This window comes from Niallia sp. 03133 (genome assembly GCF_052663225.1).
This window is the reverse complement of sequence record NZ_JBQTCY010000002.1, coordinates 318,889-341,696: the sequence shown is the minus strand read 5'-3', so window position 1 is coordinate 341,696 and position 22,808 is coordinate 318,889. Positions and strand designations below refer to the sequence as shown.

The 22,808-nt window shown below is 34.8% G+C and carries 26 protein-coding genes, 1 pseudogene and 1 other annotated feature; of the genes and pseudogenes, 18 read left to right on the top strand and 9 right to left on the bottom strand.

The genetic code is table 11. From position 1 onward, the window contains the following. The first annotated feature begins 110 nt into the window (after positions 1-110). Positions 111-1,679: pseudogene (locus ACTYBU_RS04140) on the top strand (IS1182 family transposase). A gap of 524 nt (positions 1,680-2,203) precedes the next feature. On the opposite strand, the gene ACTYBU_RS04135 reads toward ACTYBU_RS04140, so the two are convergent. From ACTYBU_RS04135 to ACTYBU_RS04110, 6 genes are all read right to left on the bottom strand, one after another. After that, on the bottom strand, positions 2,204-2,878 hold the full coding sequence (locus ACTYBU_RS04135) for a DsbA family protein (RefSeq protein ID WP_445487384.1): 675 nt from the start codon (positions 2,876-2,878) through the stop codon (positions 2,204-2,206). 31 nt (positions 2,879-2,909) lie between these two features. Beyond that, positions 2,910-3,314, bottom strand: coding sequence for a DoxX family protein (locus ACTYBU_RS04130; protein WP_445487383.1), 405 nt, complete (start codon positions 3,312-3,314; stop codon positions 2,910-2,912). A gap of 178 nt (positions 3,315-3,492) precedes the next feature. Next, complete coding sequence (locus tag ACTYBU_RS04125) at positions 3,493-4,341, bottom strand: M56 family metallopeptidase (RefSeq protein WP_445487382.1); 849 nt, start codon at positions 4,339-4,341, stop codon at positions 3,493-3,495. Between the two features lies 1 nt (position 4,342). Next, positions 4,343-4,756, bottom strand: a complete 414-nt coding sequence (locus tag ACTYBU_RS04120; protein WP_445487380.1) for a BlaI/MecI/CopY family transcriptional regulator — start codon at positions 4,754-4,756, stop codon at positions 4,343-4,345. A 181-nt stretch (positions 4,757-4,937) separates the two neighbouring features. Beyond that, positions 4,938-5,441 carry a GNAT family N-acetyltransferase gene (locus ACTYBU_RS04115; protein ID WP_445487378.1) on the bottom strand — a complete coding sequence of 168 codons (504 nt, stop codon included), beginning with the start codon at positions 5,439-5,441 and terminating at the stop codon, positions 4,938-4,940. A gap of 99 nt (positions 5,442-5,540) precedes the next feature. After that, positions 5,541-5,798 (bottom strand): YueH family protein, encoded by a 258-nt coding sequence (locus tag ACTYBU_RS04110; RefSeq protein WP_445487376.1) that lies wholly within the window; start codon positions 5,796-5,798, stop codon positions 5,541-5,543. A 484-nt stretch (positions 5,799-6,282) separates the two neighbouring features. Here ACTYBU_RS04110 and ACTYBU_RS04105 point away from each other — a divergent pair, with 484 nt between their 5' ends. The 7 genes from ACTYBU_RS04105 to ACTYBU_RS04075 all read left to right on the top strand — a co-directional run bounded on the left by ACTYBU_RS04105 (position 6,283) and on the right by ACTYBU_RS04075 (position 11,929). Continuing rightward, positions 6,283-6,786 carry a TVP38/TMEM64 family protein gene (locus ACTYBU_RS04105; protein WP_445487375.1) on the top strand — a complete coding sequence of 168 codons (504 nt, stop codon included), beginning with the start codon at positions 6,283-6,285 and terminating at the stop codon, positions 6,784-6,786. 123 nt (positions 6,787-6,909) lie between these two features. Then, positions 6,910-7,134, top strand: coding sequence for a hypothetical protein (locus ACTYBU_RS04100; RefSeq protein ID WP_445487373.1), 225 nt, complete (start codon positions 6,910-6,912; stop codon positions 7,132-7,134). Between the two features lie 198 nt (positions 7,135-7,332). Next, a complete protein-coding gene (locus tag ACTYBU_RS04095; protein ID WP_445487371.1) occupies positions 7,333-8,205 on the top strand; it encodes an AraC family transcriptional regulator in 873 nt (290 codons plus the stop codon). Between the two features lie 240 nt (positions 8,206-8,445). Further along, on the top strand, positions 8,446-9,105 hold the full coding sequence (locus ACTYBU_RS04090) for a type 1 glutamine amidotransferase domain-containing protein (RefSeq protein WP_445487370.1): 660 nt from the start codon (positions 8,446-8,448) through the stop codon (positions 9,103-9,105). 145 nt (positions 9,106-9,250) lie between these two features. Further along, positions 9,251-10,132 carry a LysR family transcriptional regulator gene (locus ACTYBU_RS04085; protein ID WP_445487368.1) on the top strand — a complete coding sequence of 294 codons (882 nt, stop codon included), beginning with the start codon at positions 9,251-9,253 and terminating at the stop codon, positions 10,130-10,132. Positions 10,133-10,186: 54 nt separating this feature from the next. Further along, complete coding sequence (locus ACTYBU_RS04080; protein ID WP_445487366.1) at positions 10,187-11,143, top strand: NADP-dependent oxidoreductase; 957 nt, start codon at positions 10,187-10,189, stop codon at positions 11,141-11,143. Positions 11,144-11,365: 222 nt separating this feature from the next. Next, positions 11,366-11,929, top strand: a complete 564-nt coding sequence (locus ACTYBU_RS04075; protein ID WP_445487365.1) for a maltose acetyltransferase domain-containing protein — start codon at positions 11,366-11,368, stop codon at positions 11,927-11,929. 203 nt (positions 11,930-12,132) lie between these two features. Here ACTYBU_RS04075 and ACTYBU_RS04070 read toward each other — a convergent pair whose 3' ends face one another. After that, entirely contained in the window at positions 12,133-12,414 is a 282-nt protein-coding gene (locus ACTYBU_RS04070) for a hypothetical protein (protein ID WP_445487364.1), read from the bottom strand. Positions 12,415-12,589: 175 nt separating this feature from the next. On the opposite strand from ACTYBU_RS04070, the gene ACTYBU_RS04065 reads away from it, so the two are divergent. The 5 genes from ACTYBU_RS04065 to ACTYBU_RS04045 all read left to right on the top strand — a co-directional run bounded on the left by ACTYBU_RS04065 (position 12,590) and on the right by ACTYBU_RS04045 (position 16,858). After that, a complete protein-coding gene (locus tag ACTYBU_RS04065; protein WP_445487362.1) occupies positions 12,590-12,922 on the top strand; it encodes a hypothetical protein in 333 nt (110 codons plus the stop codon). A gap of 65 nt (positions 12,923-12,987) precedes the next feature. Further along, positions 12,988-13,206 (top strand) — a binding site (T-box leader). Between the two features lie 44 nt (positions 13,207-13,250). Continuing rightward, on the top strand, positions 13,251-14,930 hold the full coding sequence (gene argS, locus ACTYBU_RS04060; protein ID WP_445487360.1) for an arginine--tRNA ligase: 1,680 nt from the start codon (positions 13,251-13,253) through the stop codon (positions 14,928-14,930). Positions 14,931-15,279: 349 nt separating this feature from the next. After that, positions 15,280-15,927, top strand: a complete 648-nt coding sequence (locus ACTYBU_RS04055) for a YcnI family copper-binding membrane protein (RefSeq protein ID WP_445487359.1) — start codon at positions 15,280-15,282, stop codon at positions 15,925-15,927. Positions 15,928-16,169: 242 nt separating this feature from the next. After that, positions 16,170-16,490 carry an iron-sulfur cluster biosynthesis family protein gene (locus tag ACTYBU_RS04050; RefSeq protein WP_445487358.1) on the top strand — a complete coding sequence of 107 codons (321 nt, stop codon included), beginning with the start codon at positions 16,170-16,172 and terminating at the stop codon, positions 16,488-16,490. After that, the gene (locus ACTYBU_RS04045; RefSeq protein WP_445487356.1) at positions 16,490-16,858 is read left to right on the top strand and encodes a PhzF family phenazine biosynthesis isomerase; all 369 of its coding nucleotides are present in this window, start codon (positions 16,490-16,492) and stop codon (positions 16,856-16,858) included. The genes ACTYBU_RS04050 and ACTYBU_RS04045 overlap by 1 nt, the downstream gene beginning before the upstream one ends. Before the next feature lie 82 nt (positions 16,859-16,940). Here the strand turns inward: ACTYBU_RS04045 and ACTYBU_RS04040 are convergent, their stop codons facing one another. Then, the gene (locus tag ACTYBU_RS04040; RefSeq protein WP_445487355.1) at positions 16,941-17,342 is read right to left on the bottom strand and encodes a YrvL family regulatory protein; all 402 of its coding nucleotides are present in this window, start codon (positions 17,340-17,342) and stop codon (positions 16,941-16,943) included. 267 nt (positions 17,343-17,609) lie between these two features. On the opposite strand from ACTYBU_RS04040, the gene ACTYBU_RS04035 reads away from it, so the two are divergent. From ACTYBU_RS04035 to ACTYBU_RS04025, 3 genes are read left to right on the top strand one after another with little or no spacing between them, the layout of a single operon-like run. Continuing rightward, positions 17,610-17,951 carry a DMT family transporter gene (locus ACTYBU_RS04035; RefSeq protein ID WP_445487353.1) on the top strand — a complete coding sequence of 114 codons (342 nt, stop codon included), beginning with the start codon at positions 17,610-17,612 and terminating at the stop codon, positions 17,949-17,951. Continuing rightward, a complete protein-coding gene (locus ACTYBU_RS04030) occupies positions 17,951-18,262 on the top strand; it encodes a DMT family transporter (protein ID WP_445487555.1) in 312 nt (103 codons plus the stop codon). Before ACTYBU_RS04035 ends, ACTYBU_RS04030 begins: the two co-directional genes overlap by 1 nt. 32 nt (positions 18,263-18,294) lie before the next feature. After that, positions 18,295-18,876, top strand: coding sequence for a TetR/AcrR family transcriptional regulator (locus tag ACTYBU_RS04025; RefSeq protein WP_445487352.1), 582 nt, complete (start codon positions 18,295-18,297; stop codon positions 18,874-18,876). Positions 18,877-19,111: 235 nt separating this feature from the next. Here the strand turns inward: ACTYBU_RS04025 and ACTYBU_RS04020 are convergent, their stop codons facing one another. Further along, complete coding sequence (locus ACTYBU_RS04020; protein ID WP_445487350.1) at positions 19,112-20,239, bottom strand: IscS subfamily cysteine desulfurase; 1,128 nt, start codon at positions 20,237-20,239, stop codon at positions 19,112-19,114. Positions 20,240-20,411: 172 nt separating this feature from the next. On the opposite strand from ACTYBU_RS04020, the gene nadB reads away from it, so the two are divergent. Together nadB and nadC are read left to right on the top strand one after the other, a co-directional pair. Beyond that, entirely contained in the window at positions 20,412-21,983 is a 1,572-nt protein-coding gene (gene nadB, locus ACTYBU_RS04015; protein WP_445487348.1) for an L-aspartate oxidase, read from the top strand. Then, positions 21,952-22,797, top strand: coding sequence for a carboxylating nicotinate-nucleotide diphosphorylase (gene nadC, locus ACTYBU_RS04010; RefSeq protein WP_445487347.1), 846 nt, complete (start codon positions 21,952-21,954; stop codon positions 22,795-22,797). The genes nadB and nadC overlap by 32 nt, the downstream gene beginning before the upstream one ends. Positions 22,798-22,808: the final 11 nt, after the last annotated feature.

The following is a 22,808-nucleotide window of genomic DNA, read 5'->3' as shown; positions in this document are numbered from 1 at the left end:
TACTCGTCGTAAAATTTCACCGGCTTTGTTTATTTTTTCCCATAAAAATAAGGACCACTTCTGATAAAATAAAGTTACCACACCAAATCTCATCCGAAAGAAGGGTCCTTATGTTTAAAGATTATAACATGAATCAATTTATTTTGCATTTAGATTTAGAAATAAAAATACAGGAGAATGATATTGCCTTTTCCATCCATCATTTAGTGGAAAGTATTCCGAGTGAAGCTTTCGATTCCTTCGTTCGACCTACTGGGTGTCCAGCTTATCATCCACGTATGATGCTGAAAATTATTTTATGTAGCTACACGCAATCGACGTTCTCTGGGCGTAAAATGGAAGGTCTTTTAAATGATAGTATTCGAATGATGTGGCTCGCACAAGGATAGGAGCCAAGCTACCGGACCATTAATCGTTTCCGTGTTCATCCCGATATGCAGGAAATCATACGTCAGTGCTTCGTGCAGTTCCGTTGCCAGTTAGTGCAGGAGAAGCTCATTGATCAAGAAGCTATTTTTATCGAAGGTACAAAAGTGGAAGCAAACGCCAATAAATTCACCTTTGTTTGGAAGAAGTCTGTTGAAAAATACCATGAAAATTTGGTGGAAAGGTCTAACCAGTTGTACAATGAACTGCTTGAAAATCGAATCATTCCTGAAATAAAAAGAGAGAATGATGAGCAGCTTTCCATGGAGGAATTAACGCAAATCGCTGAAAATTTAGAGGAAGTAGTCGATGAGTATACCCAAAAGATTGACAACTCTAACGATGTTAAGGAGCGCAAACAACTTCGGAGTGAAAGAAAATCACCGAAACAAATGGTAAAACAGATATACGATTGGATTGCGCGCAAACAAAAGTACGAAAAAGATTTTGAAACCTTTGGAACACGCAATAGTTATTCGAAAACAGACCAAGATGCCACTTTTATGCGAATGAAAGATGACTACATGCAAAATGGACAACTAAAAGCTGGCTATAATGTGCAAATAGCGACAGAGGGGCAATTCACACTAGCTTACGGTGTATTCCCTAACCCAACGGATACAAAAACACTTATTCCATTCCTTAATCAAATAGAAAAGCAGTTCTTTTCCTTACCAAAACATATCGTGGCAGATGCCGGTTATGGAAGCGAACAAAATTACGATGATATTTTGACCAATAGAAAACGTAATCCGCTCATCACGTATAATCACTACTTAAACGAGCAAAAGAAAAAGTTCAAAAAGGACCCTTTTAAAACGAGTAATTGGATATATGATGAAGAAAGGGATACGTTCACTTGTCCGAATGGGAAAGAGCTTACATTCCAATACAATTCAACCCGTACAGATAAAACAGGATTCAAACGCCAATTCAATATCTATGAAGGTGAAGACTGTACAGGCTGCCCACTACGCTCCTTATGTACTAAAGCGAAAGAAGGTACGAATCGTAAGCTTATGGTTAATGAAAAATGGGAAGAACAAAAAGAATACATAAAAACGAAGCTTTCGGAAGAAGAAACGGCTAAGATTTACCGTCAACGTAAAATAGACGTGGAGCGAGTTTTTGGATTCTTGAAGGCTAATTTAGGTTTCACACGGTTCTCGGTTCGTGGGAAATCGAAAGTCGAAAACGAAACCGGCCTCGCATTAATGGCCGTGAACATACGAAAATATGCGGCAAGAGCGTAAGCTCTTGCCAACATATCTCTAAAATAAGTGAAAAAAAGTGAAATCGCACCCGGCGACTTCACTTTTTTTCACTTATAGAGACTTTTTGTCCCAGCCTCTTTTTACTTATTGTGTGTATGGTCTGAAATTTTTCCACTCTTAACGGGCAGTAAGACTCCCACCTCGGGGATGCTGAGAAATCGAGGAAGCTAGGTGGGGGATGAAGAAAACCCCCACTGATTGTTAGTTGCACTTTATCATAAAAATGGGATAGAACAGGATATCAATACGGTTTAAAAGGAGAAGATATTCCTTTTGAGTCAAGAGTGGTTGCCATTGTGGATGTATTTGATTATTGGTTTCAAGAAGAGTGTACAAAGGTTCAAGGACAGTGGAACAAGCACTAAGGTTTATTGAAAAACAAAGAGGGAAACATTTTGACCCAGACCTTGCAGCAGATTTATGTGCATGTTTTCATAGCTTTTCTAAACAAAAAAAGATAGATTACCATAAAAAGTACTTATGACAATCTATCTGGAATAAACTTAGTTGCTTTTAGATGCTTTATTTACCATTTCTGTGAATTCGTCATAAGTATCTCCTTCGAATTTAACTCCATTGATAAAGATGGTGGGTGTACCTGTAACAGAGAGAGAATCCACGTAGGACAAATCCTGTTTCAAAGAATCTTTATACTTATTTTCACTAAATGCTTGTAATACTTTTTCGACCTCTTTATCATTGTCCGCAACTTTCGCTAATGTTTCTTTTAAGTAGGCATCAGTATAAAGATCGATGTTTTCATATTTAAGATCATTTGGCTGCTGTTCATAAAGCAGTTCATGGAATTTCCAGAATGTGTCCTCGCCTAATTCATGATAAATTGTTTCAGCAAACAAAGCGGACCTTGTTGAATCATTATGAATAAAAGGGTAGTTCATAAAATAGAACTTTGCTTTCCCTGTATCAATTAAATCTTTTTCGATAAGAGGGAAAAAGGATTGGGTGAAATCTTTACAAACGGGACATTTATAGTCGCCAAATTCAACAATGCTGACAGGGGCAGAATCCTTTCCTAAAAAAGGCTGATTCTTATAATCAATAGCTGCTGCATCTTTTGGCAATTGGGATAAATAAACAAGAAAAGCGATGCAGACAATGATGATTCCAATTATCCAGTAAAAAAATTTAGATGGTTTATTTTTGTTGTTTTTGCTCACTATACTTTCTCCTTCATTCAATCAAAAGTAGTTAGGCACTTTGTTGTTTGTTTTTATTAGAGGTGATGATAGCATCTATTGCATATGTCTGCTGGTGATTAAATGCTAGGAATAAAGACATGGCGAGCAAAGATAAATCAAGTTCATAGCCGCCAACAAAGCCATTGCTTCTATTCACTATAAAAATAGCACCTAACATTATTGCTGCAAATAAAACAGCAATGATTCGTGTTCCAAGACCAATAATAATAAGCACACCTCCGATAAGTTCTATTCCAGCTACTAAATACGCTGAAAAACCAGGTAAACCTAAGCTTGTGAAGAAGCCTGCTGTATTTTCCATCCCATTCTGAATCTTTGCTAAACCATGCATAAAGAATATAATCCCCAGAACGAAACGGATAAGAAGTATTCCAATAGGTTGTAATGTAAACATGTTATTCCTCCTCTTATTATGAGTTTTTAAATAAAACACTATATTTGTAGTGTTATTACGAATACCATTTTTTTAGTTGCTTTTCAGGTTGATCAAAACATTGCCTATCGGGGCTGGCAGCGAAACAAGTTGATCGACAGTCTGACACTACACGATGTAGTGTGAATATATAAAAAAATTAAATAAATGCAATAATAAATAATATTGAAAGTATAATAAATATATTTAGGGAAGCCACTGTAGATAAAAAAGGCAATCTCATCGTATAAGGCTTATCAGGATTCAAAATATATCTGATTCGATAATTAACAGAGCTTTCAGCAAAGGAAACATAAGTAAAAGGATGTTTTTTTTGCTGCCGATTTTTAATCATTTTAATTAACGCATTACTAATATCTATCGGATTGCCGCTCTTTTTTATTGCATAATCATCCGCCAATACTTCCCGAATAACGATATATTGTTTGGAAATCCACTTTAATAAAGGTATATACCAAATAATTGTTGCAAATAACTGAATCAGAAAACTTTTTAAAGGATCTAATTTTTTTTGATGATATGCTTCATGAAACAATACTGCTTTTATCTCTTCTTTTGATAATAAATCCCATAATCCGGTAGAAAGAAAGATTTTCGGTTGGAAAAACCCCATTGTAATAGCCATTGGGTCGTGATGTTCAATCACCAGTACATGTTTTTGACGGTACTCCATCTGTTGCATAAGCTCTGAACTGCGTTTTTCATTAACTAAACATAGTAGCCTTTTATGCATTTTTCTTTTTTGGATAGCCTGTTCAGCAATCAGTAAGGCAGTATGTAAAATGGTATAAAAAACTAAAGCTAAAAGCATATATTCTATATAAGGGACACCAATTACTTGAAAAAATCTCTGACATACTTGAAAAAGATTAAAGCTTAAGGTAAAGCCGCAAAAAATAGAAAAAAGATAACAAATCATTTGGATTAGCAAAATACTGGAAATGAAAGTACTTGTCATAAAAAGAGTGTTAGTATAATTTTTTGTCATACTATTTTTCCTTTTTCCAATCTTTTATTTTTTGTTCTAATTTTTCTACTAAACATTGGTCAACATCTTCCAATGCATCGAGCATATGATTAACAACAAGGGATCCAAATTCATCCATTAATTCATGTGTAAGTTCTTTTGACTGCATTTCTAAAAAAACAGCTTTAGAAAGAATAGGTTTATAGAAAGAAGATCTTCCTTCGATGCGTTTTTGTAATATGTCTTTTTCCACTAACCGATTCATTACTGTCATCACGGTATTAAAGCTTACAACTTTATCTTTTTCTAAAACATGATGTACATTTTTAATCGTCATTTCTTCTCCATCCCATAGAATGGACATAATTTTTGACTCTAAGGGTCCAAAAAAACGATTTAAACCTTTTTCTTTAAACTTAAACTGATTGATTTTCAAGCAAAAACACCTCACACGACCCATTGTAGTGTATAGCTTTGTTTTTAGTCAAGAAATGAAGTGTATATGTTACAAGAATGTAATAAAAAGTACAAAATTAATGAGATAAAGGAGGAAGCCTGGAGCAATAAGACTAGTAACTTTTGGCTAGAGTAAAGGTACTTAGAAAAGTAAATGAAACTTAAAAAACCAGTTCAAAAAACGCCTCTTCTTGTTGTGTATCTTCCAAGTACTTTATTCCTAAATAGTCAAAACCAATTTTGCCTAAAATGTTAATAGCCGTTGTATTTTTTATAGAGGTTGAAGCAGTGACTTTATCGATAATTTTTGATGCATAAGCATAATTTAAGCAAGCAATGGAAGCTTCTGAAGCATAGCCTTTTTCCCAAGCAGCTTTCATGAAATGAAAAATCAGCTCCGGGTTGTCCGATTCTTGTTCAAAATTAAATCCTGCTGCTCCTATTACTTTATTAGTTGCTAAATCTACCACTGCATAAACTGATAAGTGATGAAGGGTTTGAGATTGTTCATAGAAAGCAATAACATGAGGCAGCAACTCTTCAGAAGTGCTTCCTCCAGAATAAAGCATTACTTCCTCGTCACCCCAAAACAGTGCACAAGCGTCCATATCATCTAATTGTAAAAGACGAAAGCCTAAGCGATCAGATGTAAAAAGATAGTTCAATATGAAAAACTCCTAATCAAAATATAGTGAAATATATACTATAGAAAAAAAGAGAAAAAGTAAATGGCTTATCGAAAAAATGTGAGATAAGTAGTAATATTATGTATAAACATCATCATAATGTGCAGAGTGCATGGTAATATTATTAGCAAGAATGGAAGAATCGCCATCGTACATATGGAAGGTTAAAGAAGCATGAATATGTTCATATCTTTTGGGCAGATCATCTGCTGCAGAAAATTCTGTGGACCAATGAATTTTAGGAATGGCGATAATAAACCTGCCATTCATGTTTATTATATAAAGCATTGTATCTTTTTGCCCTGTTTGCGTAATATCTTCTAATAATGAGATCATTGTTAACACCTCCATTAACAATGCCATTATAGCTTAAAAATGTAGTGTTTTTTTGAATTAGAGGAAAATTTAAACAAAATGTAATATGACATAGGCCTTTGCTCATCGTTTTTTAAGGATTCGTTTTTTTCTCACATAAAAATGTAATAAAAAGAATATGGTTATATACCCACCAGAAGCCATACCTTCCTTTTCCTATTAGCAATATGGGCTTTATTTGGAGAAAAACAGGGTATAAAAATAAAAAATGGACGCATAAGCAAGGTTTCTTTTTATACAGAATGACCATATATATATATGAAAAAGGTGATTTCTTATAAAAAAATATGGGAGATTTATTACATTTATTGGTTTGGTCATTATCATTTGTTTCTTTATTTTTAATACAAACATCTTTCATTCAATTCAGAAAGGAGAGCTTAGAACAGTCTCGTCCTTTTTAGAAGAAAATATATATTATGCCCTTTTTTTCAGTTTATTTATTATGGTTATTCAAAATAGTTTTACGATTATTCCGTTGCTTGTTGTGATCTCACTAAATTATTACTGTTTTGGTTTTATGTATGGTTTTATCTGGAGTTGGATTTCTAGTATACTTGCAGCAATTATAATTTTTATATTCGTGCGTTATTGGTTTCAAGAGTTGCCATTATCCAAAAAGTATCATAATTTTCTTGAGAAAATAGAAAAAAAGGGATTGTCCTATGTAATATACGGAAGAATTTTTCCTTTTTTTCCAACAAGTATTTTAAATATCATTGCAGGAATTAGTTCCATATCTTTAAAAACATTTATTATTGGAACAACAATTGGAAACTTTTTTTATTTTTTTATTTTAGCATTAATCCCATTAGGCTTCGTCTCTATAAATATACACCCAGTTATTTTATTTCTAATTATTGTAAGTGCGATCATCTTGATTTATTGTTTAAAAAAAACCAAACCAGAACTGGTCCAAAATATAAAAAAAATAAGACAAAGATTTTAAAAAGAGACGAAACCAGCACGCAACAGGTTCGTCTTTTTTTATGAAAATATGGAAACTTTTTGTCTATTGATTCGTAAAGATACTAGACTACTTTTTAAAATTTATTCATAAGGAGGAAAAAATATGTTCATTATTATTTTCATACTAGGAGTAATTATTGTTAGTTTGCTAGTAACAAAAAAGAAGAGTACTACGATAAATAATCATACACATAATAATCATTACCCTTTTTCGAATAACCACACTCAAGATATGGGGTATGCGGATAGTGGAAATGATTGTGGTCCTTTTTTTGGAGGCAATGATGGAGGTAGCTGTGGTGGTGGAGGTGGAGGTGGAGGTGAATAAAGGAAAAGTACGAATCAAAAGCTCATCTTTTACGATTAGGTAAAAAGATGAGCTTTTTTGAAAGGCTTGTGTTTGATCGTGTTCGTTTACATGAAAGGTTTGGCTTCTATTTGTAAGTAGATCGGTTCGATACGAGCAGAAAAGAACAGGTTTTTTCCATTTGTATTTGATAAGGTTTACATAGAAGGAGTGAACGAAATGACGTGGCTGGAAGGGTTGCAAAATGCAATACGTTATATAGAAGAAAATCTAGAAAGGTCATTGGATATAGAAGAGATAGCAATGCATGCTAACATTTCACCCTTCCATTTCCAACGCACATTTGCCGTTTTAACCGATATATCAATTGGGGAGTATATTCGACGAAGACGCTTAACAGCAGCAGCGAATGAATTAATAAAAACAAACGGCAAAGTGATCGATGTCGCCCTGAAATATGGTTATGATTCTCCTGAAGCATTTTCGAAGGCTTTTAAGAAACAGCATGGTGCAACACCAACAGAAACAAAAAAAGGAATGGGAAAATTGAAAGTGTATAACCCTTTAACCATTCAGGTAAGTTTGAAAGGAGCAGAAGCGATGGATTTTAAGGTAACAGAGAAAAAAGCGTTTCAAATAATTGGGATTAAAAGAACCTATTCTATGAACTCGAATGAAAATTTACGGGACATTCCTTTATTTTGGAATGAAGTGAACAGTAATGGAACAACAGGTTTTTTAGCAGAAAGAAATGATGGAGCTATAAAAGGGATACTTGGTGTTTGTGCAACGACAAAGGAGACGGAAGCAGAAAACAAGATGGATTATTGGGTTGCAGCTGCAAGTAATCAAGAGGCGCCAATCGGCTACGACTCTTTATTGATTCCTGCATCCACATGGGCTGTTTTTGAAGTGCATGGACCAATGCCAAATAGCATCCAAAAAGTGTGGAAGCAAATTTATGAAGAATGGTTTCCAAGCAGTGGTTATCAACACGGAGGCCCGATTTCCTTTGAACTATATTCAGATGATAATCCGACAAACCCTGATTATTATTCAGAAATATGGATTCCGGTGAAAATGAAAAAATAAAAGAAAGTAGAATATGGATAAAAAAAAAGAATGGTTAATCCTTAAAAAATACAAAAAAAGAAATAGTAAATGACAATTGAAGATCTAAACATTTGCTAATAAAAGTGATAGTTTCAGGAAAAAGCACATCATCTATAAATTTATTTATAGATGATGTGCTTTTTTATAATTAGTTTTATGGGTAAACCTGTTTTACAATGACATATGTAACAGAGAAATCCTATGAAGGAGGAAAAAAATATGTCAAAAAAAATAGTAATGGTCGTAACAAACCATAAAGAAATGAACGAGGAAAAAGCGACAGGCATCTGGTTATCAGAATTTGCTGAAGCTTATTTAGAATTCTCTAAAAAAGGGTATGATGTAACGGTAGCAAGTCCCCTTGGTGGAACTGCTCCTGTAGATCCAGGCAGTGTTGATGAAAGCACTCCACAAGAATTTTTAGAAACAAAACATTATTTACAAGATACGGTAAATCTTAATCAAGTTTCTGCAGAGGATTTTGATGCCATCTTCTTGCCAGGTGGACATGGAACCATGTTTGACCTTCCAAAAAGCAAAAAACTTCAAGAATTGCTTCGTGATTTTTATGAAGAAGATAAAATAGTAGCGGCTGTATGTCACGGACCAGCTGGATTAGTGGGAGCAACCTTGTCAAATGGTCAACCGCTTGTAGCTGGTAAGCGTGTTAATGCTTTCACGGATCGTGAGGAAGCAGAAACTACTCTTGACCAATATATGCCATTCCTATTAGAAAGCAAAATACGGGAACTGGGAGCGATTTTTGTTGCAGCTCCAAATTGGCATACACATTATGAAGTCGATGGAAACTTGATTACAGGACAAAATCCTCAATCTACATTGAGTGTAATTAAAGCAGTTGTGGAAAAACTAGGTTAAAAAAAGAGGTTGATATCTTTTCGTGATATCAACCTCTTAAAGTGTTTATAAACATTGGAAGGAATAAATAGAAATAAGTGAAATGGAAACAAAAGAAAGGTGTATACACAAATAGCTATAAGTAAGATAAGATGAATGAAAAAGGATGATTTATGTGGTTGATTTTGAGTGGTATCGAAGTTTCGTCAGCATTTATAAGCATCTTTCTGTGTCCGAAGCTGCGAAAGAAAGAATAATGACACAGCCGGCGATGAGCCAGCATCTGGCTGCCTTGGAAGCGGAGGCGGGGGTGCCCCTTTTTACAAGATCATCTCGTAAGATGCTGCCTACAGAGAGAGGTAAAGAGCTTTATTCAGAAGTTGCCCCTCTTATCGAGTCTCTTGAAGAAAAAACCATCGGACTGAAAAGCAGCTCTTTGCCAAATATGCCGGTCATTCGATTTGGTTCGGCTCTTGAATTTTTCAGTGAAATAATCCTCCCAAATCTAAATGATGAAAAATTTCGTATGATCGCACAATTTGGGATTGCTTCACAGTTGCTGGAACAATTAATAGAAGAAAAAGTGGATTTAATTGTAACTTCTAAAAAGATACAAGCACTTGGTATTGAATATCTTCCTTTAATAGAAGAAGAATTTGTATTAATTGCCCCTAAAGAGCTGATGGTTCCAGATTTTCAACATAAAAAAGAATTAGAAAAATGGCTGATCAAGCAAAAATGGGTAAGCTACGGTTTAGAACTGCCAATTATAAGAAGGTTTTGGAGAAAGCAATTTAGCAAGCGGCCCCAACTTAAACCGGTTCATGTTATACCTAATCTACACGCGTTGTTATCAAGTGTGGAAAATGGTGCAGGCATAACGTTTATCCCAACTTACATAGTAGATCATTCCATGAATGCTAACAAAGCAAAAGTAATATTGGAACACATAACAGTGCCAAATGAATTGTACATCGCATATAAAACAAAATACAAAAATTCACCAGAAATTAATCAGGCCATAAATTTAATAAGAAGTTTAATATAAAAAATAACAGAGAAAATACATAATATAAGTGTAGCCAGTGGAGGGGATTGTAAAATGAGAGGGATCGGCATTAAAAAATATGGAGATGTTCAACAGCTTGCAATGATAAATATTCCAACCGAACCAGTTGGACCAGACGACCTGCTAATTTCTATAAAAGCAAGTGGTGTGAATCCTGTAGATTGGAAAGTGCGAGAGGGCTGCTTGAAAGCGGATTTTCCATATGAACTGCCACTAATTTTAGGTTGGGATGCAGCAGGGAAAGTAGAATTTGTTGGATCGAATGTCACTGAATTTAAAAAGGGTGACAATGTATTTTTTAGACCAGAAATGGAGAAACAAGGTACATATGCTGATGAAATGGTAGTTCCAGCAAAACTTGTTTCCCTTATGCCTCGTGGATTGACATATGAAGAAGCGGCTTCGCTTCCATTAGTAGGACTTACCGTATGGCAGGCGCTAGTAGAAGTGGGTAACATTCAGCAGGGGGATAAAGTGTTTATTTTAGCAGGAAGTGGGGGAATAGGTTCGATAGCCATTCAAGTGGCAAAATCGTTTGGTGCATATGTGGCAGCCACAACAAGTTCGAAGAATGGTGATTTTGTCCAAGAGTTAGGAGCGGATGAAGTGCTTCATTATGACCAAGGTGGCATCATAACACAAACAAAATTTGACTTTATGTTAGATACGCTTGGAGGTAGAGCTTATGGAGATGCACTGAAGTTTATGAGGCAAAATGGAACTGTGGCTACCATCATCAGCGAGCGGGATGCCGTCCGACCTGTTAATATAGATAGATTAGAAAAAGATCGCCAGCTACATGTTGAATTTGTATTTACAAGACCAGATGGAAAAAATATGCGGCATATTTGTGAATTAGTTGAATCCCAAAAAATAAAGCCTGTCGTTTCAGAAGTATACCCGCTTACTATAGAAGGAGCTAAAAAGGCTCACCTTTCTAGTCAAACAGGTCGAACACGCGGGAAGATCGTTTTAAAAAGAGAAGAATAACAAGGTATTTACAACAGGATTACTTGTTCATGTATGAAGTGAATCGGTTCTACATATGCTTATTTTGTAGAACTTTTGTATTTCTATTGGATTATACCTTTTATACTATCTCTTATTCCGTTCAGTACAGTACCAAAAAACAGAAAATCAATTTTCTTCATGACAAAAAATAAAATTAATGTATAATGATATGATGCAAAATAAAATAAGAGGAGATGAAAAATGAAAACGGAGAAAGAAAAAATGATTAATGGAGAATTATATAGTCCGGCAGATCCTACCTTAAGAAAGGAAAGTGACAATGCACGTGCCTTTACAAGATTATATAATGCTACATTAGAAACAGAAAAAGAAAAAAGAAACGAACTGTTAAAAAACCATTTTGGTGCTACAGGTGAAACCATAAAAATCGAACCGCCATTTCGGTGTGATTATGGCTACAATATCTATGTAGGAGAGAATTTTTTTGCCAATTATGAGTGCATCTTTTTAGATGTTTGTCCTATTAAAATAGGAGATAACTGTTTTTTAGCGCCAGGTGTTCATATCTATACTGCAACACACCCGCTTGATCCAAATGAAAGATATTCAGGAAAAGAATACGGCAAGCCAGTAACTATCGGAGATAATGTTTGGATTGGAGGAAGATCTGTCATTCAGCCAGGTGTGGAAATAGGCAATAATGCTGTGATTGCATCCGGCTCTGTTGTAACCAAAAATGTGCCTGATAATGTAGTAGTAGGTGGGAATCCAGCAAGGATTTTAAAAACATTAACTATCTCGTAGGTTGCTTTGCTACTTCAGAGATTTTTGTTTGTTTTCTTATTGAAGTAATATGCCGTTATTTCAATAAGAAAACAATGTAACCAGGATAGTAATTTTTGTGGAAAGTTAAAGTGTTAAAGCCAATGGAAAAAAATACTAGGCATAGATTATATTTTCTAATACCTAGCATATTATAACTGTTTAAAATAAAAGTCTGTCATCGTTTAATATGGAAGGTGGTAGTTTCCATATGGATAAGGGTAAGGGTTATTTACATAAGGATATGGATTATTTGTATAAGGATAAGAAGTATTTGGATAGAGAGAATGGGAAGTAGGAAAATATTGATATGGATAGATGACAACTGGATTTCCAGCCTGAAAACTTGTTGGACCAGCTCCATGTATGATGGCTCCTGCACCTGCTAGACCATGGATAGCTGGCGGGACAATAGGAATAGCACCTATAACAGGAGCACCATGCACTCTATTTTGAAATGGATTCATTATTTTCACCTCAGGTTATTGTATGTGCAGCAAACAATATGGCTACATATTGAAAATGGCGATTAATTAATCTGGAGATAGGGAATAGAAGTAATGGAAATGGAAATTTTCTGATTTTTCGAAACTTTTTCTTTGTATTTTCGTAGGAATATAGAAAATGTTAGGAGGAAAAAGAATGAAGAAATCGATTGTATTACCGATTATAACGATATTGTTGGAAGTAATAGCAACATATGCAGTCGCTCAAGTTTTTTCCGTGCGCTTTATCGAAGTGATGTTTTTTGTAGGGCTGCTGTTTACTGTTGTTATTTGTACTTTTTCCAGCAAGGGTGGTTCCTTTACAAGATTCATGGACAGTTCTGTAAGTGCGCAGACGGGGTATATATTAGAAAGTGAACCATTTTTTCATAAATTTAATAAACCCTTACTTGTGTCAATAATATATACAATTATAGGATTAGTCTTTTTTATTTTATTGATCAAGCAAATTATTCCGCCAGCGAGCTAATAGTTGAAATAATAAGGAATTTCTGATTGCAATTCCGTTAATAATCAGTATAATAATATAAAAAGTGAAAATCTTGGAAAAAGAGAGTAATTATTTGGGATGTTACAGCGATTTAGGGAAGGTGGGAGCCTAATACGGATCGAATAATGAAGCGCACTTTGGAGATGTTTTTCTGAAAACAGTAGGAAAAATCGGAATGGTTCCGTTAACACAAACAAGTGGTTTTTTTAGGATGAAAACAATTAGAGTGGTACCGCGGGTAATTTAAAACTCCCGCCTCTTCAATAGAAGAGGCGGGAGTTTTTTTCTGCAGAAAGGAGAAACAAAGATGAATATAAAGGTGGAAATGGCGAATAGTTTAGTTGGCATTCTGCATGAACATTTAGAAAAAGAAGAGATAATATCCTTGTTGGAAATACCAAAATCAGCTCATTTAGGAGATTATGCTTTTCCTTGCTTTTCATTAGCGAAACAATTAAGGAAATCTCCTCAGGCAATAGCAGAAGAGGTTGCGGCGAATTTAACGATTCCTTTAATCGAAAAAGTAAAAGTAGTAAATGGGTATGTAAATATATTTTTGAAAAAGTCTGTAGTATCTTCCTGTATTTTAAAAGAAATCATACACAAAAAAGAAAATTATGGACATCATTCAATTAGAAGAAATGGTACACTAATCATTGACTTTTCTTCTCCAAATATTGCGAAGCCTTTTTCGATGGGGCATTTACGTTCTACTGTTATTGGAAATTCTTTAGCGCTAATTGCGGAAAAAAATGGCTATAAGCCAATAAAAATAAATCATTTAGGAGACTGGGGAACACAGTTTGGGAAACTAATGGTAGCTTATCAACTATGGGGAGATAAAGAGAAGGTTATACAAAACCCAATTAAAGAATTGTTAAAACTATATGTCACTTTTCATAAAGAGGCAGAAAATAATCCATCGTTAAATGATCAAGGTCGGTATTGGTTTAAAAAATTAGAAGAAAACGATGAGGAAGCAGTCGAATTATGGAAGTATTTCCGGGAAGAATCGTTAAAGGAATTTAATAAAGTCTATGAAATGTTAGGAATTTCTTTCGATTCTTTTAATGGAGAAGCTTTTTATAACGATAAGATAGAGCGAGTCATTCATTTATTGGAAAAAGAACAGTTGCTAATCCCATCCGATGGTGCGATGGTAGTACAACTCGACGATTTTCCTCCTTGTTTAATCAAGAAAAAAGATGGAACCACTTTATATGCAACCCGTGATTTAGCTGCTGCTTTATATCGTCAGGAAACATACAAGTTTGAAAAAGCGTTATACGTAGTAGGAAATGAGCAAATGCTCCATTTTAAACAGATTTTTTCCGTGCTTGCTAAAATGGGGTATGATTGGCAAACAGGAATGGCTCATATTCCTTTTGGTATGATGCTGAAAGATGGCAAAAAAATGTCGACTAGAAAAGGAAAAGTAGTGTTGCTGGAAGAAGTGTTAAAAGAGGCTATTGAGCTCGCACTTCAAAACATAGAAGAAAAGAATCCCCGTTTGACTACTAAAGAAGAAGTCGCAAAACAGGTTGGAACGGGTGCTGTGATCTTTCATGATTTAAAGCATTTCCGGTTGTCAGATATTGAGTTTTCTTTGCATGATATGCTTCGTTTTGAAGGAGAGACAGGTCCTTATGTTCAATATACACATGCTCGTGCTTGCTCTCTATTAAGAAAAGGAAAGATGCAAAAGATGGATGAACAACTCCTTGCGGATGAATCAAGCTGGAATGTAATAAAAACATTAGAGAGTTTTCCGGAGAGTGTAAAACGGGCAATGGATAACTATGATCCTTCTGAGATTGCTAAATATGTTATTGAACTCTCTAAAGCCTTTAATAAGTATTATGCATCTACTCGCATACTGAAGGAAGATGACCATAAACAACAAAGATTAACATTAGTATATGCGGTGACCATTGTACTAAAGGAAGGTCTTCGTTTATTAGGCATAGCAGCTCCACAAGAAATGTGATAATACAGCAAATTAAAAGATGGTTAGAAAAAGTCAGGCTGTTCGAAAATATTTTCGAACAGCCTGAGAGCGTAGTTTAAATAGGACTGTAAAATTATTTTTATTTTGTCAAAAAAATGGAGTTTTAACAAAAAGTTGGAGTTCACAACCTTTAAATGGAGAAAATGGTATATATTATATTTCATTCGACCATAATGCTCTTACTTGAAAACCTGTTTGAAGAAGCTGCAATTACATCGTGTTATTTTGTTTTATTAATTTTCCGTATTTGTTATGATAGGAAAGGTTAACACTCCATAAAAGATGTTAACTATTTTAACAAAAGAAAGAGAAAAAAGGAGATTTTGCAATGCTACATAACAAAAAAAATATTTTATCCATTCTTACTGTGTTTTTTGCTATGGTTTTCCTTGCGTTGCCGGCAAGTGCCCATGTTACGGTGAAGCCTGCTACTTCTACAACAGAAGCCTGGGAAACATATAGTATAAAGATTCCAGTAGAAAAGGATATTCCAACGACAAAAATTGTTTTAAAAATACCGGAAAATCTAGAATTTAAAATGTATGAACCAGTTGAAGGCTGGAAAACAACGACTGAAAAAGACAATAAAGACAAAGTAACAACTGTTACTTGGGAAACAGCAAATGACGACGCAGCCATTCAACCAGGACAATATCGTACTTTCACTTTTACAGCACAGAACCCTTCTGAGGCAGAAAAAGTGGCATGGGATGCTTTTCAATATTATAAAGATGGAAGCATTGTTGAATGGACAGGTGATGAAAATTCAGAGCTTCCTCATTCCATTACAGATATAGTAAAATCCGAAATGGCTACTGACAGCCATGGACATAGTCATAATACAACAGCAAATAATACAGAAGAAAAGTCAGCACATGATCAGGAAGAAGGTACATCACTAAGTACTGTATTGTCGATAATAGCCATTATTGTTTCTATAGCAGCGATTATAGTGAGTTTTGTAAAAAGAAAATAGCGAAATCAAACAATGTCGATATGGAAAGCAACTCGACATTGTTTTTTTAAGCAGATATTTTTCGAATAAGTGGAAAACAGCATATAATGAAAGAAAAGAATAGAAAGAATGCTTTCCAGCAGGTTATCAATTATTTGATACATTTAATAAGTGAAAGAAATGGGTTTCATTTTCTTGTGTGGATGGAATAAAAAGAAGATAAGGAAAAAAAAGCTTTTCCTAAATTAGAAGGAGTGAATAAAATGAAAGTTTCAATTACAGAAGATGCAAAGAAAAAATTGCAAACTTATGAGGTTCCAGAAGGCGCAAGCTTTAAAATAAGCTCCATTTTTAGCGGAGGATGCAGCTACACATATAATTACGATTTTTCTGTGGACCATATAAAAACGGAGGATACAAAATTTGAAGACAATGGAATCGTTATCTATTTAGATCAAATGACGCTAAAGCATATAAATGAAGATTTAAAATTGGATTATGTACAGGGCAAAGGCTTTCGATTAATAGGACCAAGTCAAATTTATTCCTTTCATTTAGAAGTGAAGCGAAAAGTAAACGCCTGATGAAAAGCACTTTCCAGCTAGGAAGTATTTTAAAGGAGAAACCACGATCTTCTCTACTCCCTTTTTGTCTGGAAACCTATTATTCTGATGCAACCATGCATGGACGTCATTTTTCTTCACCATATTCTGGTGCGATTGAAGATCCAGTTACAGGCATCGCCTCAGGAGTCATGGGAGCGTATTATGCGACATACATAAAAAAGCAGTTGGCACAAAAGGAAACAGTGAAAGTACTGGTCGAGCAAGGACAGGAAATGAATAAAGACGGAAAGGTATTCGTGGAAATTTACAAAGTAGAAAATGAACTAGATGTTCATATAACAGGAAGTGCAGTATTTGTGAAAGAATGGAATTTAGAATATGAATAATCGGGTTTTCTATTTAGATTAAATCTATTTTTTAGTGCACCACATAATTTACCTTTAAGTAGATTATGTGGTTTTTTATCCTCTAATAGAGGTCAGTATGACTATTCCCCTTTTTCTCGGGTTTTTCAAATGCTAGTTCAACAAAACTGATGATAACTGAAGCAAGCATTTGTGTAAATCCGCTAATTTTTATAGACTCCATCGAATTATACAATAATAGGATAATCATCCAGTTAATAAAATAAATGAGCAGAAATGTGCTGAAAAACTTCCAAACGTTTACAGGAATCACCACATTAATATACCTTCTTACTAGTTTAATAATCAGGTCGCCAATAATTCCTATTAAAAGATACCAAATTACAAATAGAAAAAGAGCGAATAAGGAATCAAATTGTACGTGCAAAAGTTTAAAAAAGCCTAAAAAACCAAAATAGTAGAGGACAAAGACGAAAGCAAATGCGAATAGAACAAAAAAAATCATGTTGATCTTCAAAAAGAATGATGATTTCCTCGATTTTTTTCGAAAGGATCTGTCTATTTTCAATACTATACACTCCTAAACAAAATGATAACAAAACATATGGAAAAATAAAGATGAGAAAAAGCAGTTATTATTTGTATACGATTCTACCGAAAAAAAGTTACCTAGTAGAAGCAAAATTTGACAAAGATAAAAATTGGTGAGAAAATAACAACCGAACGGTCGGTAGGTTACTGATTAAAGTTATTAGCACCAGGAGGGAAAAAGATGAATCGTTATTGGATAATGGTGTTTGGAGCAGGCATAATAGAAGTTGTTTGGGTAGCTGGCTTAAAATATGCAGCAACACCATTAGAATGGATAGGAACAGGTTTAGCAATCATATTTAGTTTTATCCTGTTAATATATACAACAAAATTTTTGCCAATTGGAACGGTATATGCTGTATTTACCGGGCTGGGAACAGCAGGAACAGTGATAGGAGAAATTGTGTTGTTTCATGAACCAATTCAGCCTTTAAAGATATTATTTATTGGAATTTTACTAATAGGGGTAATCGGCTTAAAGATTGTAACAGATAAAAATCCTGTAAAAGAGAGGGATCAATGATGGCGTGGATAGCATTGCTGTCAGCAGGGCTATGTGAAGTAGCTGGAGTGCTGAATATAAAAAGGTTAACATTAAAAAAGTGGGACGCTGTTTTATATCTTATTATAGGATTTTTATTAAGTTTTGCCATGCTTACTTATGCATTAAAAACTATCCCGATGGGAACAGCATATGGAGTGTGGACTGGTATTGGCACAATAGGTTCTGCTTGTATCGGCATGTTTTTATATGATGAACCGAAAGAGTGGAAAAGACTATTCTTTATTGGCATGATTTTATCTGCGACAATAGGGTTAAAACTAATTTCCTAGTATAGAACGATTAAATAGAAGGAGACAGCTTTATGAAACGGGAGGAATTAAAACAGGCAGCATTAAAATATTTTGCAATAAATGGGTATGAGGGAACCTCGCTTACACAAATTGCAGACGAAGTTGGCATTAAAAAGTCATCTATTTATGCCCATTTTAAAGGAAAAGATGAGTTGTTTTTAGAAGTGCTCCGTGAAGCGAAAGAAGCAGAAATAAGCATGAAGGAAACGTATTTTCATAAAAATGATAGAAGCAATGTATCCTCATTTTTATATGGATACTTGTGGAATATAGTTGATATGTTTCAAAAAAATGAAAGTTTAAAATTTTGGCTGCTCATGGGGTTTCTACCACCATCTCATCTTTATAAAGAAGTCCAGCAAGAGGTTTTGGAGGTAGAAGTATTCCAAGAAAAGCTGTTGAAAGAAGCTTTTGAACAATGGATACAGAAAGAGGCAATAACCTCTGAAGAAAATGCAGATACATTAACGACTGCATTTACAGGGATCGTGATGGCAATAATGGTAGAACTAGCTTATTTTAATGCGTCTAATCAAGTAGGAAAAAAATTGAAGGCTTTATGGAAAGTTTTTTGGAGAGGAATTAAAAATTAAAAATTAAAAATTAAAAGTTAAAAATGTGCAGTGGTTCTGAATAATAAAGTTCAACTAACCATCAGTGGGGGTTTTCTTCATCCCCCACTGATGGTTAGTTGAACTTATCGGACCTTTACGGGCGAGTTTCAACACCTAGCTTCCTCGATTTCTCAGTATCCCCGAGGTGGGGGTCTTACTGCCCGTTAAGAGTGGGATAAATATAATCCACTGCACATAAAAAATAGAAGGATGGTTATGCTATTGATGCTTTGATAATCGTTTCTACTATCTGTGCAAACTGTTCAACTTCCTCTACTAGCGTATCTTTTCCAAAAGAAATTCGAATATATTCCTTCGCTTGGTCATCGGTAAATCCCATCGCCTTCATTGTTTTCGAGGGAGCTTGCTGTCCAACTTGACAGGCGCTGCCTGTTGAAATGGCAAACCCGCGTCGATTGCTTTCCAGCATCATCCACTGTCCTTCCATGCTGTTAATTCGCAATCCAATTATAGAAGGAAGCTGGCTGTCGCATTCTATTACATGAATAATTGGATTCTTTTTTGCTTTTTGCAAAAAGGCGTTTCGCAGCTTTTTATAATGCAGATGATTTGCATCTAATTGATTACTAGCTTTTTTGGCGGCAACTGTCATTGCTACAATACCGGCAGTATTTAATGTGCCAGGCCTGAACCCATTTTCATGTGTAGTGCCTGGATAAAACCCTTTCCAGGTTAATTTTGGATGAACAAAAGCAACTCCAACCCCTTTGGGTCCATAAAATTTATGACTTGAAATAGAAAAACCATCAAGCAAACCAATGAAAGAGCTTAATGGAAGTTTGCCAAAGCTTTGAACGAGGTCGCTATGAAATAAAAGATGATGTTCTCGGCAAATAGATCCTATTGCTTTTAACGGTTGAATCGCGCCAGTTTCGGAATTAACATGATGGATCGAGACAAGAGCAGTATTTGTTTTTATGTTTTTTTCCAATAGCCCTAAATCTACTATTCCATTAGTTGAAACAGGAAGATAAGTAATTTCATATCCTTGTTTTTCTAAAGTTTTCATGGTGCTATGGATAGAAGAATGTTCTGCTAATGTTGTTATAATATGGTTTTTGGCTGTCGTCTGTTTAGACAGCAAAGCCTGTATGGATAAAAAATTGCTTTCGGAGCCCCCACTAGTGAAATATATTCCCTCTTTATTTACACCTAAAAGATTGGAAAAATCCCTTCTGCATTGATTGATAAGTGATAAAGCTGTTCCTCCCATATCATGCAGACTATTAGAGTTGGCAAAATAGTTAACAGCAATTTCCACGTAGGCTGCTGCAGCTTCTTCATCCATAGGGCAAGTCGCAGCGTAATCTAAATAAATCATCGTATTCCCTCCAGTAAAATTGCAAAAGCTCTATTTCGAAAACAAGAACAATTTTTTCCAAAAGTTAAAAATATAAGCTTGAAAAAAATAGTAAATAAATAAAATACTTGTCATAAGTTTAAATCTATGTAAATATAAGTGTCAAGACACCTGTTAGGAAGAAGGGTAATGTATGCACTCAGATGTTTTAATTATTGGAAGTGGGATAGCAAGTTTGCAGTTGGCTAAGTTAATTTCTAATGATTTAAATGTGATTATTCTCACAAAATCAAAAATTTTTCATAGCAATTCTAATTTGGCGCAAGGTGGAATTGCTGCCACTATCAGTGTAACCGATGATTTTAAAAAACATGGACTTGATACGATTGAAGCAGGGAGATTTCACAATAATGCAGAGGTAGTAAAACGAATTACAAAAAAAGCGCCGGAGCTAATCCATCAATTAATAGAAGATGGGTGTGCTTTTGACCGAGATCAAAACGGGAATCTGCAGCTTGGCATGGAAGGTGCACACAGTGAAAAAAGGATTGTTCATGGCGGCGGTGATGCGACTGGAAAAAGAGTAGTAGAATTTTTGGGGAATTCCTTAGGACGAAATGTAACGGTCGTGGAAAACTTTTTTGTCCATGAATTATTGCAAAACCATAAAAAGGAATGTATTGGTGTTAAAGGGACGTATCCCAATGGCAAAATAAGTTGTTTTTTTGCAGCACATACAGTAGTGGCAACAGGGGGATGCGGCCAAATATATTCTCTGACTTCAAGTGAATATACGATTACAGGAGACGGAATAGCACTGGCTTATATGACTGGAGCAGCTGTAACAGACATGGAGTTTATGCAATTTCATCCAACATTGCTATCTATTGATGGCAAAACAGTAGGATTAATTTCTGAGGCTGTTAGAGGGGAAGGAGCAAGGTTGATAACAGAACAGGGTGACTTTATCATGAAAAATGTCCATCCCTATAAAGACCTTGCACCTCGCCATATTGTTTCCCAAACTATATACAGTTATTTAAAAAATGGAGAAAAAATATATTTAGATATAAGCTGCATCAATGATTTTCAGCAAAGGTTTCCATCTATTACAAAAATGTGCATAGAAAATGGCATTGATTTATCTGAAAAAAGAATTCCAGTAGCACCTGGAAGTCATTTTTTAATGGGGGGAATCGAAGCGGATTTAATGGGCAGAACTAACATAAATGGATTATATGCAATCGGAGAAGCTGCATGCACAGGATTTCATGGTGCAAACAGGTTGGCTAGCAATTCCTTATTAGAAGGGCTGTTTATGGGAAATCAGCTTGCACAGTTTATCAATAGAGCTGTCTATAAACCTTCTTCTTATTTTATAAAAGAAAAAGAAGTCCTAAATGATGATAAGCCGATCATGCTTCCAAATGCAAATGAAATAAAAGAACGTATGATGGACAATGTAGGAATTGTTAGAGAAGAAAATAGCTTAAGAAAACACCTTGAATGGCTAGAGAATTATGATATTCCTAATCTATTATCCATCAACTTATCGTACATGTCTCCTAGTGATAAAGAAAAGGTATTTATGCTGATTATCTCCTGGTTGATAACAAAATCTGCTTTAGCAAGAACAGAAAGCAGAGGAGGCCATTTTAGAGAAGATTATCCAAAGGAAAAAGAAAAATGGCTGAAAAGAAAGATTATCCATAAAAAAGAAGAGGCAGGAAAAGATGAATACAATCAAATTGCGAAAACAACTTGAATCATTTTTTATAGAAGATATAGGAGAAAGAGATGTAACAACAGACACAATCTTTCCAATTGATACAAAAGGTGAAATTGTTTTTTGGGCAAAAGGAAATGGCATATTTTGCGGAGAAGCCATCATCACATTAGGATTTCAACTCCTCGAAGCGTCGATGGAAATTACCATCCATATTAGAGATGGAGAAAAAGTAGAGACAGGACAAAAAATTGCCACCATTAAAGGAACTGTCAGAAACCTTTTAAAAGGAGAGCGGGTTATTCTTAATCTTATTCAAAGAATGAGCGGCATCGCAACAAAAACAAAAGAAGCGGTAGACATTTTGGATAGTCCTTATACAAAAGTATGCGATACAAGAAAAACAACTCCAGGTCTGCGTATGTTAGAAAAATATGCTGTAACAGTAGGTGGGGGATACAACCATCGTTATGGCTTATATGATGCTGTGATGATTAAGGATAATCATATTTCCTTTGCAGGATCGATTGGCAATGCAGTGAAAATAATTAAACAGTCTATTGGCCATATGGTGAAAGTGGAAGTAGAGACAGAAACGAAAGAACAAATGTTAGAGGCGCTGCAGGCTGGAGCAGATGTGATTATGTTTGATAATCGGCATCCAGATGAAATTAAAGATTGGATTACAGATATTCCAGAAACAGTAACTACCGAAGCATCTGGTGGAATTACTTTAGAAAACTTAGCTTCATACCGAAATTGTGGGGTTGATTATATATCTTTAGGGTTTTTAACCCATTCTGTTGCTTCAATGGATATAAGTGTAAAAGTAAACATGTCATCATTCGAATAAAGGAGATGAAA